We start from the raw sequence: 14,154 nt of genomic DNA on the forward strand, positions 1-14,154 counted from the left end.
CCCACCCGGAGCGCCTCCCCGCGGTGCTGGCCGAGCAACGACGCCCGGCCACGTCACGAGGGAGTGACCGTGCGTCGTCAGGCCGAGCGTCCGTTCCGTCTCCCCGCCAGCCTCGCCGCGGCCGCGCTGGTGGTACCGCTCTCGCTGGTGGGCATCGCCCCGCCGGCAGCGGCGGCGCCGGGCGACCTGGCCCTGACGGGCGTGGCGACCGCCGACAGGTTCCAGTCCGACGGCGACGGCACGTTCCCGCCGTCGGCGCTCATCGACGGCGACCCCGCCACGCGGTGGGCGAGCGGCAACGGTCCCGACGAGGACGTCCCGTACACGGCGTGGGTGCAGGTCGACCTCGGCTCGGTCGCAGCGGTCGACCAGGTCGTGCTCGCGTGGGAGGCGGCGTTCGCGGCGGACTACGACGTGCAGGTCGCGACGACCGCGCCGGACGACCCGGCGTCGTGGACGACCGTGGCGACGGACCCCGCGGGCGACGGCGGCACCGACGCGGTCGCCCTGGCGACGCCCGCCGACGCGCGCTACGTCCGCATCCAGATGAACCACCGGACCAGCTTCACGTGGGACCCGGCGCAGCTGCACTGGTACGGCTACTCGCTGTTCTCCCTCGAGGTCTACGGCACGCCGTCGCAGGTCAGCGCGGTCTTCGGGAACGCCGGCACGACCGTCCCTGCGGGTACGACGGCCGAGGTGCCCGTGATCCTGGCGACGGCCGCCGACGTCGAGACGAGCGTGCGGGTGACGTCGACGGGCGGCACGGGTGTCGCCGGGACGGACTACACGGCCGTCGACGAGGTGGTGACCTTCGCGCCGGGCTCGACGAGCGGCAGCGTGAGCGTCCCGACCGTCGACCACGGCCCGCTCGGCCAGGTGCACACGGTCGAGCTGACCCTGTCCGAGCCGACCGGCGGGCTCGCGCTCGGCGGCCGCACCACCACGGTCGTCACCATCACGCCGCACGGCGACCTGCCCGACGTCGGCGCGGTGACCCTGCTCGACGACTTCGAGTCTGGCGTGCCCGCGGGCTACACCACCTGGGGCATCAGCGCGCCGGTCACGCCGGTGCTGAGCCCGGGTCCCGCGCGCACCGGCAACGGCCTCGTCGCGACCGTCGGTGGCCCGGTGAACCCGGGCGACTGGTTCGGCTTCACCCACGACATCGCGGCCACCGACTGGTCGGCGCACGACGGCTTCACGTTCTGGTTCCTGGGCACCGGTGGCGGGGGGCTGCTGCGGTACGAGCTCAAGAGCGGCGGCCAGCTGTTCGAGCGGTCCGTGGTCGACGACTCCGCGGGCTGGCGGCAGGTCAACGTCGCGTTCTCCCAGCTGCGGCTCAAGGGCGACCCGGCCTCCGACGCGCGCTTCGACCCGACCGCGAGCACCGGCTTCGCGGTCACGCTCACCGACCTCGGCGCAGGCGCGTGGACCTTCGACGACCTCGGCCTCTACGACCGGGTCACGACGATCGAGGACGCCGAGGGTGACGTCCCGCTCGCGGCGCCGGGGTCCACCGTCGGCATCTTCACGTGGGGCTCGTCGGCAGACCTCGTGAGCCTGGGGGTCACGACGCAGGAGCGCCCGGGCCTGCCCGCCGGCAACCACGTGCTGTCCGGCAGCTACCAGATCCCGTCCGGCGGGTACGGCGGCTACAGCCAGAACCTCTCGGCCGGCCAGGACTGGAGCTCGTTCCGCGGCATCCGCCTGGCCTGGTACGCGTCGCAGAACACGCGCCCGGCCAGCCCGACGGCCGGCGACGACATCAAGGTCGAGCTCAAGGACGGCGGACCCGACGGCGAGCACTCCGAGCTGTGGGCTGCCACGTTCCAGGACAACTGGTCGTCCGACGGGAGCCGCTGGAAGATCGTCGACATCCCGTTCTCGGCCTTCGGCCTCAGCGGCTACCAGCCCGGCGACGCGGCCACGCGCAACGGCACCCTCGACCTCACGTCGGCGTGGGGCTACGCGCTGACCATGGTGCCCGGGACGGCCACCCCGGTCGGCTGGGCCGTCGACGACGTGCAGCTCTACGGCTCCGCGGTCCCTGCGCCGACGGCCACGGTCGCGGGCGGAACCGACGTCGTCCTCGTCGACCCCGGCGAGACGGCCCACGTCGCGGTGGTCCTCACGACGACCGACGGCCAGCCGCTGACGGCACCGGTGTCCGTCGCCTACGCGGGCGGCGACGGCACCGCCGAGGCGGGCACCCACTACGACGCCTTCTCGGGCACGCTCGACTTCCCGGCGGGCACGGCCTCGGGCGCGACGCAGACGATCGACGTCGTCACGCACGAGACGGCGGCCGTCGACGAGGCGCGCACCCTGTCCGTGGTCCTCACCGCCACGGGCGCGGTCGTCGGCACGCCTCCTCGCGTCGTGCTCAACGCGGTCGGCGCCACCTACCTCGACGCCTCCAGGCCGACCGCGGAGCGCGTCGACGATCTCCTCGGCCGCATGACCCTCGCCGAGAAGCTCGGCCAGATGACCCAGGCCGAGCGCCTCGGGCTGTCGTCGCCGAAGCAGGTGGCGGACCTGGCGCTGGGCTCGGTCCTCTCGGGCGGCGGATCGGTGCCGTCGCAGAACACCGCCGCCGGCTGGGCCGACATGGTCGACGGGTTCCAGCGCGAGGCGCTGTCCACGCGCCTGCAGATCCCGATCCTCTACGGCGTCGACGCGGTGCACGGGCACAACAACGTGGTCGGCGCGACGGTCTTCCCCCACAACGAGGGTCTCGGCGCCGCCCGCGACCCCGGGCTGGTGGAACGGGTCCAGCAGGTCACCGCGCAGGAGGTCCGCGCCACGGGCGTCCAGTGGGCGTTCTCGCCGTGCCTGTGCGTGACGCGCGACGAGCGCTGGGGGCGGTCGTACGAGTCGTTCGGGGAGGACCCGGCGCTGGTGTCGGCGCTCTCGGCGGAGGCGGTCACCGGCCTCCAGGGCCACGACCCGGCAGACCTCTCCGGCCCCGACAAGGTGCTCGCCACCGCCAAGCACTGGCTCGGCGACGGCGGCACGCGCTACGAGCCGTCGCAGGCGGGGTCCGGGTACCCGATCGACCAGGGGATCACGTACGTGGCGTCCGAGGAGGAGCTGCAACGCCTCTTCGTCGACCCCTACGAACCCGCCATCGCCGCGGGCGTCGGGTCGATCATGCCGTCCTACTCGGCGATGTCGATCGGCGGCTCGGACCCGGTCCGGATGCACGAGGACGGCGCCCTGAACACGGACCTGCTCAAGGGCGACCTCGGGTTCGACGGGTTCCTCATCAGCGACTGGGAGGGCATCGACAAGCTGCCCGGCGGCACGTACGGCGAGAAGGCCGCTCGGTCGGTGAACGCTGGCCTGGACATGGCGATGGCGCCGTACAACTTCGGCACGTTCCTGTCGACGATGACCGACAACGTCGGCTCGGGCGCCGTCAGCATGGAGCGGGTCGACGACGCGGTCCGGCGGATCCTCACGCAGAAGTTCGCGCTCGGCCTGTTCGATGAGCCGTTCGCGGACCGGTCGCTGGCCGGGGACGTGGGTTCCGACGAGCACCGCGCGGTGGCCCGTGAGGCGGCCGCCGAGTCGCAGGTGCTGCTGAAGAACGCCGACGGCGTGCTCCCGCTGGCCAAGGACGCGTCGATCTACGTCGCGGGCTCCAACGCCGACGACCTGGGCAACCAGGCGGGCGGCTGGACGGTGTCCTGGCAGGGGTCCTCGGGCGCGATCATCCCGGGCACGACGATCCTCGGCGGGCTGCGCGAGCAGGCGCCGGACGTGACCTTCTCCCAGGACGCGTCCGCCCCGATCGGGGACGCGACGGTCGGGGTCGTCGTCGTCGGCGAGACGCCCTATGCGGAGGGGCAGGGCGACGTCGGCAACAACGGCAAGAGCCTGTCGCTGAGCGCGGCGGACCGGTCGGCCATCGACACCGTCTGCGCCGCCGTGGAGTGCGTCGTCCTCGTCGTCTCGGGCCGCCCGCAGCTGGTCACCGACAAGCTCGACGCGATCGACGGGCTCGTCGCCTCCTGGCTGCCGGGCTCCGAGGGCGCGGGCGTGGCAGACGTCCTGTTCGGCGACCAGCCGTTCACGGGACGGCTCCCCGTCACGTGGCCCGCCGGCGCGGAGCAGGTCCCGATCAACGTCGGCGACGCCACCTACGCGCCGCTGTACGCGTACGGCTGGGGCCTGCGCACGGACGCGCAGCGGCCTCGCCTGGACGGGCTGACCGAGCCCGAGGTCCAGGCGGTGCTCGACGCGCCGATCTGGACGGGCGACGCGCTCGACCCGGCGAGGGCCGCCCAGGCCCTGCCGCTGCTGGCCGACGCGGCGGACGCCGTCGACGACCCGGGCCTCGTCGTATCCCTCGCGCGTGACCTCGCCCAGCAGGCGATGGTCGCGGGCTCCGCGGTGCCCGACGCCGCCGCCCTGTCGGCGGACGCGGAGCACGCGCTGATGTCCGGGGACGGCCGTGGTGCGGTCGCGCTGCTGGCCAGGGTGCTCGGCCTCTCGGCGACGGCGCCGGTGGCGTCGACCACCGCCCTGTCGCTCTCGTCGGGACTCACCGTCTTCGGCCTGCCGGTGTCCGCCAAGGTCACGGTGACCGCTCCAGGTGCCACGCCGACGGGCCAGGTCCAGGTGCTCGTCGACGGGTCCACGGTCGCCACCGGGGAGCTGACCGCCGACGGCACGGTCCGGGTGCCCCTGCCCGCGACGGTCGGGGTGGGCCGGCACACGATCACGGCCGTCTACGGGGGCGTCCCGGACGGCGACCCGCCGATCCTGGGCTCGTCGGCCACGGCCCGCACGCTCACGGTGACCAGGACGCTGCCCGCGGTGCGCACCGACGGCACGGACTGGTCGGTCGGCCGCTCCGACCCGAAGGTCGTCCACGTCCAGGTCACGGGTGTCGCGGGCGTCGAGCCGACCGGGTCGGTCACCGTCTGGGTGAACGGGATGCGCAAGGGGACGGTCGCGCTCGACCCCTCCGGCGACGCCGCCATACCCCTCGCGACCTCGACGAAGACCGCCGTGGTCGTCGTCACCTACTCCGGGGACGGCACCTACCTGCCGTGGGTCGCCTCACCCCACCTGCTCATCGTGCGGTGAGCCGCGGCTCTTTGAGCGAGAATGGAGGCCGACCCGTCCCCTGACAGGAGCCCCCGTGACCTACGCACCCCGCGTCGCCATGCTCTCGGTGCACACGTCACCGCTCGAGCAGCCGGGCACCGGGGACGCGGGCGGCATGAACGTCTACGTGCTGGAGCTGTCCCGGGCGCTGGCCGCCCGGGGTGCGCGCGTCGAGATCTTCACGCGCGCCACCTCGTCGGACCAGGCGGAGACGGTGACGCTCTCCGGGTCCGACGCCGCGGGACGCGCACTGTCGCCGGAGGAGGAGCGGGAGGTCCTGCTCGCCGACGAGGTCGAGGCCGGCGTGGTCCCGCCGATCCTGGTGCACCACGTGCCGGCCGGCCCGTTCGAGCGGCTCGACAAGAACGACCTGCCCGGTGTGCTGTGCGGGATGGCCGCGGGCGTCCTGCGCTCCGAGGCCGCGCGCCGGCCCGGCTGGTACGACGTCGTGCACTCGCACTACTGGCTGTCCGGGCAGGTGGGCGCGATCGCGGCCGACCGCTGGGAGGTCCCGCTGGTGCACACCGCGCACACGCTGGCCCGCGTGAAGAACGCGTCGCTGGCGCCCGGGGACCTGGCGGAACCGAACGTGCGCGTGATCGGCGAGGAGCAGGTGGTCGCCGACGCCGACGCGCTCGTGGCCAGCACGCCCGTCGAGGCCGAGGAGCTGGTCGAGCTCTACGGCGCCGACCCCGACCGCGTGCACGTCGTCGAGCCCGGCGTGGACCTGGACCGGTTCGTGCCCGGGGACCGGACCGAGGCCCGGCGCGCGCTCGGCCTGCCGCTCGACCGCCAGATCGTCCTCTTCGCCGGCCGCGTGCAGGCGCTGAAGGCCCCGGATGTCCTGGTCAGCGCGCTCGGCGTGCTGAAGGCCACCGGCCGGCCGGTCCCGCTGCTCGTGGTGCTCGGCGGCCCCTCGGGCAGGACGTCGGCCGTCCGCGAGCTCCTCGCGCTCGCCTCGATGACCGGGGTCGCCGACGACGTGATCGTGCACCCGCCCGCCGACCGCGACGCGCTCGCCCGCTGGTACCACGCCGCCGACGTCGTGGCGATGCCGTCGCGCAGCGAGTCCTTCGGGCTGGTCGCGGCGGAGGCGCAGGCCTCGGGGATCCCGGTCGTCGCCGCCTGCGTCGGGGGGCTGCGCACGATCGTCGACCACGACGTCTCCGGTCGGCTGGTGCGCGGCCACCATCCCGCGGTATGGGCCGACGTGCTCTCCGAGGTGCTGGCGTCGGAGGCCCTGCGCGCCACGTACGCGGTGGGCGCACGCCGGGTGGCCGAGCGGTTCGGCTGGTCGACGACCGCCGACCAGATGCTCAAGGTCTACTCGGTGGCCGGCGAGATCCGGGCGTCCAGGGTCTGATAGCCCTGCTCACGCCCGAACGCTCTGGGGCAGGATGGCGAGCATGACCTACACCCTCGTGCTGCTCCGCCACGGCGAGAGCGAGTGGAATGCGAAGAACCTGTTCACCGGCTGGGTCGACGTGCCCCTCTCCGAGAAGGGGATCGAGGAGGCCAAGCGCGGCGGGACCCTGCTCACGGACGCGGGCGTCCTGCCCGACGTCGTGCACACGTCGCTCCTGCGCCGCGCCATCACGACCGCCAACCTCGCGCTCGATGCCGCCGACCGCCACTGGATCCCCGTCCGGCGCTCCTGGCGCCTGAACGAGCGGCACTACGGCGCCCTGCAGGGCAAGGACAAGAAGCAGACGCTCGACGAGTACGGCGAGGAGCAGTTCATGCTCTGGCGCCGCTCGTACGACTTCCCGCCGCCGGACATCGAGCTGGGCTCGGAGTTCTCGCAGGACAGCGACCCGCGCTACGCCGGCGAGCCGATCCCGCGCGCCGAGGCCCTCGACCAGGTGCTCAACCGCGCGCTGCCGTACTGGGAGTCGGACATCGTCCCCGACCTCAAGACCGGCAAGACGGTGCTCGTCGCGGCCCACGGAAACTCGATCCGCGCCCTGGTCAAGCACCTGGACGACGTCGACAGCGGCACGATCGCCGGGATCAACATCCCCACGGGCATCCCGCTGCTCTACACGCTCGACGAGACGACGCTCAAGCCCACCAACCCGGGCGGGACGTACCTCGACCCCGAGGCAGCGGCGGAGGCCATCAAGGCCGTCGCCAACCAGGGCCGCTGAACCCGTCGCAACGTCCGCACTCGTGGGTCCTATTGCGCCCACGAGTGCGGACGTTGCTGTTTTCCCACCACTCACGTCCGAGCAGACGTGTGCCCTGACCTGCACCTGCTCGGACGTCCGGTGCTCACTGCTCGGAAGCCACCCGCCGCGACGACCGAGAGCGGCAGCTCCTCACCGACGCGGCACGAGCAGGTGCCGCGTTCGTGAGGAGCTGCCGCTCTCGCGGCCGGCGACCGGGTCCCCCCTCGGGACCGGTGCGTCGGCCTGCCCAGCCCGGGCAGACCCGGACCGGAGCAACCGGTCGGCCCGCGCGACCCCCGCGCCGGCCGACCGGAGGTGTCAGCCGGCCGTGCGGTCGAGCTCCTGGCGGCCGACACCGGTCACCAGGTAGGTCACGCGACGAGCGACGGAGACGCCGTGGTCGCCGAACCGCTCGTAGTACCGGCCGAGCAGGGTGACGTCGATGGTCTCCTGCGTCGTCCCGGCCCACGAGCCGCCCAGCAGGGCCGCGAACGTGTCCTCGTGCAGCTCGTCGAGAAGGTCGTCGTCCTGCTCGATGCTCTCGGCGAGGAGGACCTCACGGCTGGTGAGCAGGGTCGTGGTGCGACGAGCCACGCGGACGGCGGCGTCGTGCATCTCGGCGAACGTGCCGGACAGCGCGTGCGGCACGGCGTGCCGGGGGTAGCGCCCCCGGGCGACCTGCGCGACGTGGCGAGCCAGGTCGCCCATGCGCTCGAGCGACGCGCTCATGCGCAGCGCCGAGACGACGATCCGCAGGTCGGTGGCGACCGGCTGCTGCTGCGCGAGCAGCAGGACGCACCGCTCGTCGAGGTCGCGCTCCATGGCGTCGATGTCGAGGTCGTCGGCGATGACCGTCTCCGCCAGGGCGAGGTCGGCGGTCAGGAGCGCGATCCCCGCGTTCGTGATGGCGTGCTCGACCTTGCCGCTCATCGCCGCCAGGTCCTCGCCGAGCTGGTGCAGCTCGGCGTCGAAGATGTCCCGCATGTGCTCCCTCTCGTGCTGCGAGGGCAGGTGCCCCGCGTGGGTCAGGTTGGCATCGGTAGATGAACGAAGGGTCCCACCCAGGTGAACGGACGACGGCCGTTGCATGGGAGCTCCGCACGAATCCGGCGTAGATCACGGTACGTCGTCGATGTCCGGGACCATCGCCATCTCGGTCACGGGGAGGTCGAGATCGTGCAGCAGCGCCACCAGCCCGGTCAGGGCGACCGTGTCCGGCAGGCGGCACGACAGCACCGTCTCGTCCCCGACAGGGGCGCTGACGATGTCGAAGGACCCCAGGCGGTCGCTGTGCTGGTCGACGACGGCCTGAGGCCCGGCGATGCGGATGTGGTAGAGCACGGGACCCCCACGGAGCAGGCCTCCAGCCTCCCCGAGAGGTCGATGTGCGCGGCTCGCCCCTCAGGGGTGAGATAGCCACTAGCGTCGGCTGAGTCATCCGTCGCGGGTGAGCCGGTCGAGAGCAGGGAGTGCCGTGGGCGCCTCGGCGATCGCGTCGACGACAGCCCGGCGGCTGCTCGACGAGAGCACGACCTGATGCACCACGACAACGCCGTCATCGTCGGTGTCCTGCAGCTCGTCATCGGCGCCACGCCGGTGATCGACGGCATCACCGCCCTCTGAGAACAAGGAGCATCGCGCATGGCCCGCAACGTCACGGCCTGGGTCGGCTGGGTCTGGTTCGCCGCGTTCAGCATCCTCGCGGTCGGCCTGTTCAACCTGGTCGCCGGCTTCGCCGCCGCGCTGTCGCCGAACAACGTGCTGTCGTGGACGAACGACGGTGTCGCGGTCGTCGACGTGTCCGCGTGGGGATGGGTGCACGTGATCCTCGGGGCGCTGCTGGTCGTCGTCGGCCTGTATCTGTTCTCCGGCGCCGCCGCGGCCCGCATCGCGGCCATCGTGCTGGTCGTGCTCAACCTGGTCGCGCAGTTCGTCTCGCTGCAGACCACCCCGTTCTGGTCGCTCGTCATCATCGTCGTCGACCTGGTGATCCTCTGGGCGCTGACCGTGCACGGCGCCGAGGTCGAGAAGGCAACCCGCTAAGAGCACGACGAGAGGAACTGCGATGACCACGTTCACAGCCTGGAAGTTCGACACGGCCGACGGTGCCCAGAAGGCCGCCGAGGCGCTGCAGGGTGCCTCGAGGGACCGCCTGGTCAAGATCGTCGACCACGCCGTCATCAGCTGGCCCGACGGCGCCGCCAAGCCCGACATGCACCACTCGCACGAGGACAAGTGGCGCGGCACGGGCTGGGGGGCCTTCTGGGGCGTGCTGTTCGGCGGCCTGTTCTTCGTCCCGCTGCTCGGCGCCGCGGTCGGTGCGGCCGCGGGCGCGATCACCAAGGCGATGAGCGCCGTCGGGATCGACGAGAACCAGCTCAACACGATCCGCGAGCAGGTCACGCCCGGGACGTCGCTGCTGTGCGCCGTCACCGAGGAGGGCGACCTGGACCGGCTCGGCGAGCGGTTCCACGGGCTGCACTCGACGCTCGTCGCGACGAACCTGACCGAGGCGGAGCGCTCCGTGCTGATGGAGACCTTCGGCTGAGACGCGTGAACGCCCGGTGAACGCTCGACGGCAGGAGAGGCCGTGGGCGGGTTCGCGGCCCGATGCATGCCGGAACCCGCCCTAGGGTTGGTCCTGTGGACGGAGTGGAGGGGATGTCGCTGCTGCTCGCCGGCGGGCTCGGCCTGCTGGTGGGCGTCGTGGCGACCCTGGCGTTCCGCTGGAGCGAGCGCGCCCAGCGCGGCCCTGCGCCGGCGGGCCCCGGCCCGGAGCTCGACGAGGGCCTGGTCCGCACGCTCGCCGTGCTGCGGTCCGCCGCCGTCGTGCTCGACGACGGCGACCGCGTCGTGCGGGCGAGCGCTCCGGCCCACGCCCTCGGCATCGTGCGGGACGGCCGCATCGCGCCCGCAGCGATACGCGACATGATCGCCGCGGTCCGACGCGACGGCGTGATCCGTGACGAGGAGCTCGAGGTGCCGCGCGGCCCGGTCGGCCCAGGCACGCTGCTGGTCCAGGTGCGCGTCGCGCAGGTCAGCGCCCAGCACCTGGTCGTGCTCGCCGAGGACCTGACGCAGGCCCGCCGGCTCGAGGCGATCCGCCGCGACTTCGTCGTGAACGTCTCGCACGAGCTCAAGACGCCCGTCGGCGCGCTGTCCCTGCTCGCCGAGACGGTGCAGGACGCGGCCGACGACCCCGAGGCGGTGCGCAGGTTCGCGGGCCGCATGCAGGCCGAGGCGACCCGGCTGTCGGCGCTCGTGCACGAGATCATCGAGCTGTCGCGCCTGCAGGTGGCGGGTGCGCTGGGCCAGGCCGGGCTCGTGGACGTCGACACGGTGCTGTCCGAGGCCGTCGACCGCGCGCGCACCGCCGCCGAGGCCAAGCACGTCCGGCTCGACATCGGCGGGGTGCACGGCACCCACGTCCTGGGGCAGCACGAGCTGCTGGTCACCGCGGTCCGCAACCTCCTGGACAACGCGGTCGCGTACTCGGGCGAGGCCGCGCACGTCGGCGTCGGCGTCCGGCTCGTCGACGACCTCGTCGAGATCGCGGTCGTCGACAACGGCATCGGGATCAGCGCGGCCGAGCAGGAGCGGGTGTTCGAGCGCTTCTACCGCGTCGACCCGGCCCGCTCGCGCGACACCGGCGGCACCGGCCTGGGGCTGTCGATCGTCAAGCACGTCGCCGCGGACCACGGCGGCGACGTCACCGTCTGGTCGCAGCCCGGACGCGGTTCGACCTTCACGCTGCGCCTGCCGCAGGCCGAGGTCGCCTCCGCCGTGACACCCACCATCCCTGACCAGCCTGCCAGCCCCGAAGGAGCACCCGTGCGCAGGAGCGCCTCATGACCCGGATCCTGCTCGTCGAGGACGAGGAGTCCTACCGCGACCCGCTGGCCTACCAGCTCGAGCGCGAGGGCTTCGACGTCGTCACCGCGGCGACCGGCCCCGACGCTCTGCTGCGGTTCGACGAGCAGGGCGCCGACCTGGTCCTGCTCGACCTCATGCTCCCCGGCCTGCCGGGCACGGAGGTGTGCCGCCGGCTGCGGCTCGTCAGCGACGTCCCGGTCATCATGCTCACCGCCAAGGACGACGAGATCGACAAGGTCGTCGGCCTGGAGCTCGGTGCCGACGACTACGTCACCAAGCCCTACTCGTCGCGCGAGCTGCTCGCCCGGGTGCGCGCGGTCCTGCGTCGCCGGGAGACCGCGGTCCCGGTCGGCGCTCCCGCCGCCTCGCCGCTGCCGGACCTGGAGGACGACGAGCTGCTCGTCGCCGGACCGGTCCGCATGGACGTCGAGCGGCACACGGTCCGCGTCCGCGGCGAGCTCGTGGCGTTCCCGCTCAAGGAGTTCGAGCTGCTCGAGATGCTGCTGCGCAACGCCGGGCGCGTGCTGACGCGCGGCCAGCTGATCGACCGCATCTGGGGCTCGGACTACGTCGGCGACACCAAGACCCTCGACGTGCACGTGAAGCGCATCCGCGCCCGCATCGAGGTCGACCCCGGCAACCCCGCCCTCGTCCTGACGGTGCGCGGACTGGGCTACAAGTTCGCGGACGACGTCGAGGACGAGTAGCTCGCCCGACCGAGAACGCCCCCGTGCAGCAGCACGGGGGCGTTCGTCGTCCCGGGCCCGAATGTGCCTGTGACCACGGACACAATCAGCGGTCGAACCGCCGATCGCAGGGCACTCGTCGGCCACCGTTCACCTGGGGTTCACCCGATCCCGTCCGGACGGTCACGTCCGCTTCCTACCGTCAGCCTCGCCGCGCACACATCGGTGCGCACATTGATCGACAGGACGGACCACAGTGAAGCTTCCCCTCCTCGGCCGCATCGGGGCGGTTGCCCTCGTCGGCACCCTCGCCCTCACGCTGTCGGCCTGCGGATCGGACAACGCGGTCGACAGCGACTCCTCCGCCGGGACCGGCTCCTCCGAGGCCCCCGCCTCGACCCTGTCTGGCTCGCTCAACGGCGGTGGCTCCAGCGCGCAGGAGAAGGCGCAGCAGGCCTGGGTCGCCGGCTTCCAGACCGCGAACCCCGACGTCACCGTCAACTACACGACCTCCGACTCGGGCGCGGGTCGCAAGGGGTTCCTCGACTCCTCGCTCGACTACGCCGGCTCGGACAGCGCGCTGAACGACGAGGAGCTCGCCTCCTCGACCGAGCGCTGCTACGGCGGCGCCGGGATCGACCTGCCCGTCTACGTGAGCCCCATCGCGGTCGCCTTCAACATCGACGGCGTCACCGAGCTCAACATGTCGGCCGACGTCGTCGCCAAGATCTTCTCCGGTGCGATCACCACCTGGGACGACCCGGCCATCACCGATCTCAACCCGGACGCGACGCTGTCCGGCCCGATCACGGTCGTCCACCGCTCCGACGACTCGGGGACGTCCAAGAACTTCCAGGACTACCTGTCCAAGACTGCTCCGGACGTGTGGACCTACGAGGTCTCCAACACCTGGCCCGTCCAGGTCGGCCAGGGCGCCAACGGCACCTCGGGCGTCGTCCAGACGATCCAGGCCGCCCCCGGCACCATCGGCTACGCGGACGCGTCCGCCGTCGGCTCGCTCGGCAAGGTCTCGCTCGGTGTCGGCAGCGAGTTCAACGCCCCGACCGCCGAGGGTGCCGCGGCGACCGTCGACGCCTCGCCCCGCGCCGAGGGCAAGGCCGACGGTGACATCGTCATCAACGTCGACCGCACCACCACGGCCGCGGGCGCCTACCCGGCGATCCTGGTGTCGTACCTGGTCGTCTGCAACACGTACGACACGCAGGAGAAGGTCGACCTGATCAAGGGCTACGCGAACTACGCCGCGAGCGCCGAGGGCCAGGATCAGGCTGCTTCCGCAGCCGGCTCCGCGCCGATCTCGGACACGCTGCGCACGGACGTCCTCGCCTCGATCGACGCGATCGCGGTCAAGTAGCAGCTCCGCTCGCAACGTCCTCGTCCCCGGTACCTGGCCGTCTGGTCGGGGATCCTCATCCTCGCCGTCCTCGCCTCGGTCGCGATCTTCCTGATCATCGAGGCGTGGCCCGCACTGAAGAACCCCGACCTCGCGTCCGAGGTCGCCTGGATCCCGCAGGGCGGCAACCTCTGGTCGGTCGTCGGGCCGCTGATCTTCGGCACGGTCCTGGCCGCCATCGTCTCGCTCGTCATCGCTGTGCCGATCGCCGTCGGGGTCGCGCTGTTCATCTCGCACTACGCACCCCGCCGGATGGCGTCGATCCTGGGATACGTGGTGGACCTGCTCGCCGCCATCCCGTCGGTCGTCTACGGCCTCTGGGGTGTGCTGGTGCTGGCGCCCAAGGTGCAGCCGGTCTGGCAGTTCCTCGTCGACTACTTCGGCTGGATCCCGCTGTTCGCCGGCGACGCCCAGGGCAACGCGTCGAACCCGCCGCGCGTGCTGATGACCACCTCGATCGTGCTCGCGGTGATGATCCTGCCGATCATCACGGCCGTGAGCCGCGAGGTCTTCCTGCAGACCCCGCGCCTGCACGAGGAGGCCGCGCTCGCGCTCGGCGCCACTCGATGGGAGCTCGTCCGGATGGCCGTCCTGCCGTTCGGTCGCTCGGGCGTCACGTCCGCCGCGATGCTCGGCCTCGGCCGCGCGCTCGGCGAGACCATGGCCGTCCTGATGATCCTGTCGCCGGGGCTGCTCTACTCGTTCAAGCTGCTCGTCGCGAGCCAGCAGCAGACGATCGCGGGGAACATCGCGGCGAGGTTCAACGACGCCAACGACATCGGGCGGTCGACTCTGATCGCGACCGGTCTGGCGCTCTTCGTCATCACGCTGCTGGTCAACCTGGCAGCCCGCGCGATCATCGCGCGGAACAAGGACTTCTCGGGAGCGAACTGAC

11 protein-coding genes are annotated in these 14,154 nt (G+C 72.4%); 9 read left to right on the plus strand and 2 right to left on the minus strand.

Features of this window, described 5'->3' with window-relative positions:
- Positions 1-69 precede the first annotated feature (69 nt).
- From AC1DUE_RS12275 to AC1DUE_RS12285, 3 genes are all read left to right on the plus strand, one after another.
- Positions 70-5,097 (plus strand): glycoside hydrolase family 3 N-terminal domain-containing protein, encoded by a 5,028-nt coding sequence (locus AC1DUE_RS12275; protein ID WP_477039707.1) that lies wholly within the window; start codon positions 70-72, stop codon positions 5,095-5,097.
- Between the two features lie 79 nt (positions 5,098-5,176).
- On the plus strand, positions 5,177-6,481 hold the full coding sequence (locus AC1DUE_RS12280; protein ID WP_477039793.1) for a glycosyltransferase: 1,305 nt from the start codon (positions 5,177-5,179) through the stop codon (positions 6,479-6,481).
- A 43-nt stretch (positions 6,482-6,524) separates the two neighbouring features.
- The gene (locus tag AC1DUE_RS12285) at positions 6,525-7,265 is read left to right on the plus strand and encodes a phosphoglyceromutase (RefSeq protein WP_477039708.1); all 741 of its coding nucleotides are present in this window, start codon (positions 6,525-6,527) and stop codon (positions 7,263-7,265) included.
- A 339-nt stretch (positions 7,266-7,604) separates the two neighbouring features.
- On the opposite strand, the gene phoU is transcribed toward AC1DUE_RS12285, so the two are convergent.
- The gene (phoU, locus tag AC1DUE_RS12290; protein ID WP_477039709.1) at positions 7,605-8,270 is read right to left on the minus strand and encodes a phosphate signaling complex protein PhoU; all 666 of its coding nucleotides are present in this window, start codon (positions 8,268-8,270) and stop codon (positions 7,605-7,607) included.
- A gap of 132 nt (positions 8,271-8,402) precedes the next feature.
- A complete protein-coding gene (locus AC1DUE_RS12295) occupies positions 8,403-8,627 on the minus strand; it encodes a hypothetical protein (RefSeq protein WP_477039710.1) in 225 nt (74 codons plus the stop codon).
- A 300-nt stretch (positions 8,628-8,927) separates the two neighbouring features.
- On the opposite strand from AC1DUE_RS12295, the gene AC1DUE_RS12300 reads away from it, so the two are divergent.
- The 6 genes from AC1DUE_RS12300 (at position 8,928) to pstC (ending at position 14,153) form a co-directional block, all read left to right on the plus strand.
- The gene (locus AC1DUE_RS12300; RefSeq protein WP_477039711.1) at positions 8,928-9,329 is read left to right on the plus strand and encodes a DUF7144 family membrane protein; all 402 of its coding nucleotides are present in this window, start codon (positions 8,928-8,930) and stop codon (positions 9,327-9,329) included.
- 22 nt (positions 9,330-9,351) lie between these two features.
- Positions 9,352-9,834 (plus strand): DUF1269 domain-containing protein, encoded by a 483-nt coding sequence (locus tag AC1DUE_RS12305; RefSeq protein WP_477039712.1) that lies wholly within the window; start codon positions 9,352-9,354, stop codon positions 9,832-9,834.
- Between the two features lie 95 nt (positions 9,835-9,929).
- Positions 9,930-11,138 carry a sensor histidine kinase gene (locus tag AC1DUE_RS12310; protein WP_477039713.1) on the plus strand — a complete coding sequence of 403 codons (1,209 nt, stop codon included), beginning with the start codon at positions 9,930-9,932 and terminating at the stop codon, positions 11,136-11,138.
- Positions 11,135-11,866 (plus strand): response regulator, encoded by a 732-nt coding sequence (locus tag AC1DUE_RS12315; RefSeq protein ID WP_477039714.1) that lies wholly within the window; start codon positions 11,135-11,137, stop codon positions 11,864-11,866. The genes AC1DUE_RS12310 and AC1DUE_RS12315 overlap by 4 nt, the downstream gene beginning before the upstream one ends.
- A gap of 235 nt (positions 11,867-12,101) precedes the next feature.
- On the plus strand, positions 12,102-13,220 hold the full coding sequence (locus tag AC1DUE_RS12320; RefSeq protein ID WP_477039715.1) for a phosphate ABC transporter substrate-binding protein PstS: 1,119 nt from the start codon (positions 12,102-12,104) through the stop codon (positions 13,218-13,220).
- A gap of 33 nt (positions 13,221-13,253) precedes the next feature.
- Positions 13,254-14,153, plus strand: coding sequence for a phosphate ABC transporter permease subunit PstC (gene pstC / locus AC1DUE_RS12325; RefSeq protein WP_477039794.1), 900 nt, complete (start codon positions 13,254-13,256; stop codon positions 14,151-14,153).
- Position 14,154 lies beyond the last annotated feature (1 nt).

The sequence above is a fragment of the Cellulomonas sp. P4_A2 genome (genome assembly GCF_056402515.1).

Coding starts and splice junctions, on each gene's coding strand:
- AC1DUE_RS12280 (WP_477039793.1), top strand. CDS start 5,177: ATGCTCTCGGTGCACACGTCACCGCTCGAGCAGCCGGGCACCGGGGAC.
- phoU (WP_477039709.1), bottom strand. CDS start 8,270: ATGCGGGACATCTTCGACGCCGAGCTGCACCAGCTCGGCGAGGACCTG.
- AC1DUE_RS12315 (WP_477039714.1), top strand. CDS start 11,135: ATGACCCGGATCCTGCTCGTCGAGGACGAGGAGTCCTACCGCGACCCG.
- AC1DUE_RS12300 (WP_477039711.1), top strand. CDS start 8,928: ATGGCCCGCAACGTCACGGCCTGGGTCGGCTGGGTCTGGTTCGCCGCG.
- AC1DUE_RS12305 (WP_477039712.1), top strand. CDS start 9,352: ATGACCACGTTCACAGCCTGGAAGTTCGACACGGCCGACGGTGCCCAG.
- AC1DUE_RS12285 (WP_477039708.1), top strand. CDS start 6,525: ATGACCTACACCCTCGTGCTGCTCCGCCACGGCGAGAGCGAGTGGAAT.